General features: G+C 58.9%; 9 protein-coding genes and 1 pseudogene. 7 read left to right on the top strand and 3 right to left on the bottom strand.

What is annotated here, in order from left to right; all coding sequences use genetic code 11:
- Positions 1-221, top strand: a 221-nt coding sequence (locus I5W_RS32805; RefSeq protein WP_441294725.1) for a DUF6911 family protein, incomplete at its 5' end; no start/stop codon positions are given.
- Positions 222-382: 161 nt separating this feature from the next.
- Positions 383-796 carry an Imm70 family immunity protein gene (locus I5W_RS29675; protein WP_017454599.1) on the top strand — a complete coding sequence of 138 codons (414 nt, stop codon included), beginning with the start codon at positions 383-385 and terminating at the stop codon, positions 794-796.
- A 45-nt stretch (positions 797-841) separates the two neighbouring features.
- Here I5W_RS29675 and I5W_RS09905 read toward each other — a convergent pair whose 3' ends face one another.
- On the bottom strand, positions 842-1,090 hold the full coding sequence (locus I5W_RS09905; RefSeq protein ID WP_044529088.1) for a hypothetical protein: 249 nt from the start codon (positions 1,088-1,090) through the stop codon (positions 842-844).
- Between the two features lie 59 nt (positions 1,091-1,149).
- Here I5W_RS09905 and I5W_RS09900 point away from each other — a divergent pair, with 59 nt between their 5' ends.
- Complete coding sequence (locus tag I5W_RS09900) at positions 1,150-1,533, top strand: hypothetical protein (protein WP_044529087.1); 384 nt, start codon at positions 1,150-1,152, stop codon at positions 1,531-1,533.
- A gap of 233 nt (positions 1,534-1,766) precedes the next feature.
- Here I5W_RS09900 and I5W_RS09895 read toward each other — a convergent pair whose 3' ends face one another.
- On the bottom strand, positions 1,767-2,651 hold the full coding sequence (locus I5W_RS09895) for a DMT family transporter (protein WP_026052296.1): 885 nt from the start codon (positions 2,649-2,651) through the stop codon (positions 1,767-1,769).
- A 113-nt stretch (positions 2,652-2,764) separates the two neighbouring features.
- Here I5W_RS09895 and I5W_RS09890 point away from each other — a divergent pair, with 113 nt between their 5' ends.
- The 3 genes and pseudogenes from I5W_RS09890 (at position 2,765) to I5W_RS33295 (ending at position 5,399) form a co-directional block, all read left to right on the top strand.
- Positions 2,765-3,577: an AraC family transcriptional regulator gene (locus I5W_RS09890; protein ID WP_017450591.1), complete on the top strand. Its 813-nt coding sequence runs from the start codon at positions 2,765-2,767 to the stop codon at positions 3,575-3,577.
- A gap of 185 nt (positions 3,578-3,762) precedes the next feature.
- Positions 3,763-5,153: pseudogene (locus tag I5W_RS09885) on the top strand (methyl-accepting chemotaxis protein); the annotation flags it as partial.
- Positions 5,154-5,237: 84 nt separating this feature from the next.
- Positions 5,238-5,399 carry a hypothetical protein gene (locus tag I5W_RS33295; RefSeq protein WP_252716977.1) on the top strand — a complete coding sequence of 54 codons (162 nt, stop codon included), beginning with the start codon at positions 5,238-5,240 and terminating at the stop codon, positions 5,397-5,399.
- 124 nt (positions 5,400-5,523) lie between these two features.
- On the opposite strand, the gene I5W_RS09880 is transcribed toward I5W_RS33295, so the two are convergent.
- A complete protein-coding gene (locus I5W_RS09880; RefSeq protein ID WP_044529086.1) occupies positions 5,524-6,825 on the bottom strand; it encodes a D-amino acid dehydrogenase in 1,302 nt (433 codons plus the stop codon).
- A 152-nt stretch (positions 6,826-6,977) separates the two neighbouring features.
- Here I5W_RS09880 and I5W_RS09875 point away from each other — a divergent pair.
- A partial coding sequence (locus tag I5W_RS09875; protein WP_044529089.1) for a winged helix-turn-helix transcriptional regulator occupies positions 6,978-7,289 on the top strand: 312 nt, incomplete at its 3' end.

The raw sequence follows: 7,289 nt of genomic DNA, 5'->3' as shown, positions 1-7,289 counted from the left end.
TGGAGCTTCTTCTCAATTTTCAGCGGTCCGAAAAATTCGGGGCAGGTCATGGTGAGCATAGTGTGAGAGCGATGACAAACGAAAATATGCCGAATGACTTAATGTTTGTCTTGGGAGAGAAATATCCTGCAAGGGCCGTGACACGCGATATAGGTTTTGTTTGCGCCGCTTTTAATGAGTTTGCCGAGACCGGTAATGTATCTACGGATATGTTAAGTTAAGTAGGGAGGAATACCTGATTTTTTGGATTGATTTATGCATCCAGTTACGCGTGGCGCAGGCTTGGCGCTACGTTCTGGGCGTGGCCCTCACCGATGCCCAGGTGGCGGCACTGAAGACAGACCGGGAAAAGTAAAGATGCTATTGTCAGGGAGAATTACTAATGGGGCTATATCTTTGTATTTTTCAAGATGAAGAGGAACTTGATGGCGTCGATGTTGGGCCATATGCCGACTTCAATGAACTCCGAAATTATGTTGTGAGCGAGCTTGAGGATGGAATGGCTGGCTCAAAGTTTCCCACTTTCATTCTTCACTCAGACTCTGATGGTGAGTGGTCATTAGAAGACTGCATTAGTCTAGACAGCGAGATAAGTGTCATCATCTCATCGATGAAGGGGCGTCCACCTGTTCCGTTTGTTTCCGAATGGCAGTTGCGAATTGCAAGATCGATTGGGTTAGAACCGAAAAACGCATTTGAGTCTTTTGTAGATGTGGATGGTGAGTTTCTTCTTGATCGTCTTAAAAATCTAATCACTCTTGCTATAAGAAGTGGGTTGCCAATTTTGTTTCAATAGTAAAAGGTACAGGTGCTCCAGATTAATAACGGAGCAGGTTGTTCATTAGGTAAAAGCGGCAGCGCAGGACATCAACAACATCGGCGGCACCATCGATGCCCGCAACACATTGGTGGCCACAGCCGGCCGCAACATCAACAGCGCTTCCACCACGGTAGCAACGGCTAACGCCGTCACCAGCGGCACCAACATCAACCAGAATGCCTCGATGTCAGTCTCCGAGGCCAATGGTTCGCTCACTGCCGTGGCCGGTCGCGACATCAACCTCAAGGCCAGTGGCACCTCGGCGGACATAGCAGTTTTGTTGTCGAAGCTAGTATTAACGGAAAACCTTATGTAAGGGAGTTTAGTCAATGATTAATTCTTCTGAAGAAGCATATAAATATATCGCATTGGAGGTGCTGTCATTTGTCAACGACCGGCAGTGGGAGTCTGCCGGGGCCACATATGAGATATTGAATCAGAGTATTGGTAAAAGCTGGTGGCTTGAGTTTAAAGGGGCTAAAGATGAGACCGGCTCCTTCCCCCCACGAGAAACTAGTACGCTTGCTACAGAGGCTGTGCGGTTCTTATGTCAAGGAATTCTTGAAACTAGTGGGCACCGGGTATGGGGCTTGAACTTTTTTTTCTACCCAGACGGAAAATTTAACATTGAATATGAATACAAAAAGCCAACTGGCTTTGAAGAATCAGACGATCTGATTAATGGCGATGCGATTAACCCAATCGCTACGTAATTTAAGATCTAATTAAAATCCAGTGGAATAGCCCCTTGAATCTCAGGAAACGAAGACTCTCTTAAAATAGAGGATAGTCTTATGACCAGTTTTACGACTAGGCAAACCGTGGACGTGACCCGTATCCAGATCAGTACGGAAAGTTAAGGTGGATTTAATATGGAACAGAGTAATGGTCGGCTGTGAATTTCATGATTAAGGCATAAATCCGCCCATGACCTGACTGCGGCAGACTAAGCTTCCCGACTCCTCCCCACCCCACGCAACCCCACCCCCAAGCCCCCCACGATCACCACCGCCCCCACCATCATCGACACCGACAACGGCTCCCCCAGCACTCCAGCCGAAGCAATCACCCCGAACAGCGGCGATAGCGCATTGAGCATCAGCGCCTTGACGCCCAGTCGCGCCACCACCCAGTTGAACAAGGCCACGCTGACGATGCTCACCAGCACGCCGTGATAAGCGCTCTGCAGCAGCAACGCCGGCAGCGGCTTGCCGAAGGTCTGCCCGCCCAGCCAGGGCAGCGTCAGCACCATGCATCCCAGCGACAGCACCTGGGTCAGTGCCACGGCGTCCAGCGGGGCGATTTTCCAGTTGCGGTTCAGTACCAGATACCACGCCCACATGAAGGCCGATAGCACGAACAGCAGATCGCCGCGCCACGCGCCTGCTGGTGTCAGGCCGCCGCTGGCAAGGAGGCCGTTGAGTCCGACCAGCACCAGGCCCGCCAGGAGCAGCAGCATTCCCCACAACGAAAACCGTTCACGCTGGCCGAACACGAATCGGCTGATCGCCAAGCCGAACAAGGGCGTGAGTGCCGGATGGATCAAAGCACCATGTGAGGCCGGCGCATAGTTGACGCCGGCCACCAGCACCAGGCTGAACAAGGGCCCCGACAAGATGAACAGCACCAGCCCGCGCGACCAGCCCACGCCGCAGGCGCCGATGAGGCCGCGCTTGCAGGCATAGGGCAGGACCAGCAGGCCACTGGTGAGATAGCGCAGCAGGGTGGCATCGTAGGGCGTGAGCCCTTGCTGCAAGCCGTAGCGCGAGATCACCGGCTGTATGCCCCAGATCAGCGCGACCAGGATGCCGGCAAGTGTCGGTAGGTTCATGTCGTCACCTTCATCAAAGCCAGTACAGTAGAGCAAAGGGGCTTTGACTGACTTTCATTCATGAGTCAATAATGTTCGAATTTACGCCATGACCGATCTGGACTCCGCCTGCCATGCCCAAGCCATCGCAACCACCTCTGAAGTTGCCGATTGATCGGATCGATGGCATCGCGCGGCCGGTGGTGGCCGCGGGGGCCGATTATCCCAGCGGTTCGCTGCAGCCCTGGCACAGTCATCGGCGGGCGCAGTTGCTGTTTGGACTGGGTGGGCTGATGCAGGTGGTCACGCAAGATGGGGCCTGGGTGGTGCCACCGCAGCACGCGGTATGGATTCCTTCCGGGCGTGAGCACCAGAGCCGTATGCTCTTGCCGGTGACCACCTGTAGCGCCTTCGTGGAGCCTGATCACGCGCCGCGCGATGCGCTGACCTGCCAGGTGCTGGAGGTCAGGCCGCTGTTGCGCGAACTGTTGATCGAGGCGACCCGGATCGATCCACGCTATGCGCCGCACAGCCGTGAGGAAAGCCTGATGCGGTTGTTGTTGCAGGAGATCGGTCGCGCTCGCGAAATTCCGGTACACGTGCCGCTACCGCAGGACGACAAACTGGGCGCGCTGTGCCGTGATTTCATGAGGGAACCGTCGATCCACGCGCGGCCTGGCCAATGGGCCCAACGGCTGTACATGAGCGAGCGGAGCTTCAATCGCCGGTTCCTGGCGCAGACGGGCATGGGTTTCCAGCAGTGGCGGCTGCGCGCCTGCGTCGTCAATGCGATTTCCCGGCTGGCCTTGGGTCACTCGGTGACGGTGATCGCCTATGACCTGGGCTATGAGCGGCCGGCGGCGTTTTCGACGATGTTCAGGAAGATGACGGGCTATGCGCCGTCCTCGCACCCAGCGTCGCTGGGCGATTCCCGGCGGGCGGGTTGAGCGGAAAGCCGCATAGGATATGTCTTCCGTTCTTTAAACGCAGGAAATATATGCTTTTCCCTTCTTAAATCCCGCTTGAGTTGCGGTAAATTGGTCGGTCATCCGATGACTGGATGGCCGGATGCAGCACCCGCAGGGGCAGGGCGCTGCAAACATAACGAAAACTCACCTTGGGAAGCTAGAACATGTCTTTTCTGCAAAATCTGCGGGTCTCGGCCCGTCTTGCATTGCTGTCAGCGCTGTTCCTGGTGGCCATGCTGGTCATGGTCAGTTGGAGCATTTTCAGTCTGCACAGCATCAGCTCTCAGGAACGCCTGATGTACCAGGAGCGCATCGCGCCGATGCAAAAACTCAATACTGCGGCCCTGGCCATGGCCATTCATTTCCGGCGCGGCTATTCCTACATCTATCCGATTGCGGGTGATCCCAAGTCGCGCATCGCGACCCGCGCACTGAACCAGAAGGCCGAGGCGCAGATCCAGGATGCCTTCGATTACCTCCAGGGCGCCGAGAAGAGTCCGCAACTGGAACCGCTGTTGGCGGCGCTGAAGCAGGCCTGGCCGGCTTACCGGGAGTCCTTCCAGCGGCTGATGGACAAGGCCGACCAGGGGGACGCGCCGGGCGCCCTGGCCGAGCTGCAGAAGACTACCGACCCGGCCCACGTCAAGCTGCGCGATGTGTTCCTGCAGGTCGTCAAGCAATATGACCAGGCGGTGCAGGAGCACATCAGCCGTTCGGCCGAAAGCGTCGATCGCACGGCCTGGTATCTGGTGGCCCTGCTGGCGGCCATGGTGGTGGTGGGCGTGGCCTTCAGTGTCGTGATCCAGCGTTCCATCACGCGCCAGTTGGGTGGCGAGCCGCTCTATGCGGTGGCCATTGCCCAGGCGATTGCCGATGGTGACCTGGCCAGTCGAGTCAAGCTGCGCCAGGGTGACCAGGGCAGTGTGTTGACCGCCATGGAAAGTATGCGGCTGCGCCTGTCGCATCTGGTCCAGGAGGTCTACAAGAGCTGCCATGCCATCGATACCGGGGCCTCCGAGATCGCGGACGGCAATCTCAACCTGAGTCGACGTACCGAGGAACAAGCCTCCAACCTGGAGCAGACGGCCGCTTCCATGGAGCAGCTCACCGGTTCGGTCAAGCAAAACGCCCAGACCGTGGGCGAGGCCGTCAAGCGTGCTGGCGATGCCAGTCAGGAGGCCAGCCAAGGTGGCGATGCGGTGGCCGGGGTGGTCGATCTGATGGGCGATATCGCCTCCAGTTCGGCCCGCATCAAGGAGATCATCGTGGTGATCGATGGCATCGCCTTCCAGACCAATATCCTGGCCTTGAATGCGGCGGTGGAGGCGGCGCGTGCCGGCGAACAGGGGCGCGGCTTTGCAGTGGTGGCGTCCGAAGTGCGCACGCTGGCGCAGCGTTCGGCGCAGGCGGCGCGCGAGATCAAGACCCTCATCGAAGATAGCGTGGACAGGTCGATAGTGGCTATGCCAAGGTGCAGGAAGCTTCACAGGCCATCAGCGGGGTGGTGGATCGGGTGCGCCAAGTCGCGACCCTGGTCACCGAGATCGGGGTCTCCACCCAGGAGCAGACGCAAGGTATCGCCCAAGTGGGGACTGCAGTCGAGCAACTGGATAACTCGACCCAGCAGAACGCGGCGCTGGTGGAACAGTCAGCGGCGGCGGCCGAGAGCTTGAGTGCGCAGGCCAGCAAGCTGCTGGAATTGATGCAGGTCTTCAAGCTGCCGGTCGGGGCTCATGAGCAGGTCAATGAGGCCGGCCCGGCCATTGCTGCCAAGTCCTCCGCAGCGCTGGCGTTGGCCTGAAGTTGGCCGCAATAGCGGTTAGCCTGGGCGCATAAAAAAGGCCGGAACATTTGCTCCGGCCAACCATTCTGCGAGGGATGCAGAAGAGACTATTGAACGACGACGATCATCCGATCCAGCTTCATCAGGCGCCTGCCAGACGCGGTGTCTGTACACCCGCGCCCGATTGCATGTAGCGCGCCACCGACAGGTCTTCGTGGGCGATGGCCGGGCGGCGGCCCGAGATCAGGTCTGCCAGCAATTGGCCCGAGCCGCAGGACATGGTCCAGCCCAGCGTGCCGTGGCCGGTATTGATGAAGAGGTTGGAGACCGGGGTGGCGCCCACCACCGGGGTGCCGTCCGGGGTCATCGGGCGCAGGCCGGTCCAGAAGCTGGCTTGCGTGGTGTCGCCAGCGCCCGGGAACAGGTCGTTGACCACCATTTCCAGGGTGGCGCGGCGCTTGGCCTTGAGGGCGGTGTCGTAGCCCACGATCTCGGCCATGCCGCCCACGCGGATACGGTCGTCGAAGCGGGTCACGGCGATCTTGTAGGTTTCGTCGAGGATGGTCGATACCGGGGCTGCAGCTGCATCGGTGATCGGCACGGTGATCGAGTAACCCTTGAGCGGGTAGACCGGGATGGCCGGCAGGCCCGGCACGTCGCGCAGCATCTGCGGCGAGTAGGAACCCAGGGCCACCACGTAGCTGTCGGCTTGCACCAGTTCCTTGCCGCAGACCACGCCGGCGATCTTGCCGCCAGCCATGGTGAGGGCGTCGATGGCAACGTCGTAACGGAACTTCACGCCCAACTGCTCGGCCATCTTGGCCAGGCGGGTGGTGAAGAGCTGGCAGTCGCCGGTTTCGTCATTGGGCAGGCGCAGGCCGCCGGTCAGCTTGCCGCGCACCTTCTCCAGCGCCGGTTCGGCACCGCCCAGCTGTTCGGGGGTGAGCAGTTCGAAGGGCACGCCGGCTTCCTTGAGTACGGCGATGTCCTTGGCCGCACCGTCCAGCTGCTCCTGGCTACGGAACAGTTGCAGGGTGCCTTGCTCGCGGCCTTCATAGGGGATGCCGACATCGGCGCGCAAATCGCGCAGGCAGTCGCGGCTGTATTCGGCCAGGCGCACCATGCGTTCCTTGTTGATGGCATAGCTGTCGGCATTGCAGTTGCGCAGCATCTGCCACATCCAGCGCAATTGGTTCAGGGTGCCGTCCGGGCGAATGGCCAGCGGGGCGTGTTCCTGGAACATCCATTTGATGGCCTTGAGGGGAATGCCGGGGGCCGCCCAGGGCGAGGCATAGCCGGGGGAGATCTGGCCGGCGTTGCCAAACGAGGTTTCCAGCGCCGGGCCGGGCTGGCGGTCCAGCACGGTCACGTCGTGGCCGGCCCTGGCCAGATACCAGGCGCTGGTGACCCCGATGACACCGCTTCCAAGAATGACGACGCGCATACTGACTCCCCGTTTCAAAATGATGCCGCTGCAAAAGGCGTGTGGATTAGAAGATTCAGCTATGATATGAGTGAATAACTAGTGTTTGTTCGTATATTTATCGGTAATTTCATGAAGATTTCATGAAATTCACGCTGAAACGGGAAAAATTCATGAGAACCCAGCAACAATCCATCCGCACCCTCGACAAGCTCGATCACCGTATCCTGGCGGTGCTGCAAAAGGACGGTCGCATCTCCATGAAGGAGCTGGGCGAGCAGGTCGGTTTGTCGGTGACGCCCTGCATCGAACGGGTCAGGCGCATGGAGCGCGATGGCGTCATCAGCGGCTATTACGCACGCGTCAATCCAGAGTCATTGGGGGCCACGCTGCTGGTGTTCGTGGAAATCACGCTGAACCACAAGTCGGGCAACATGTTCGAGCAGTTCCGGCGCGAGGTGTTGCGCATCCCCGAGGTACAGGAA

It is taken from the genome of Herbaspirillum sp. B65, from assembly GCF_000333555.1.
In the GTDB taxonomy this organism is placed as follows: Bacteria; Pseudomonadota; Gammaproteobacteria; order Burkholderiales; family Burkholderiaceae_D; genus Herbaspirillum; species Herbaspirillum rubrisubalbicans.
Note: the sequence above shows the minus strand (reverse complement) of the source record. Positions and strands in the feature narration are given on the sequence as shown.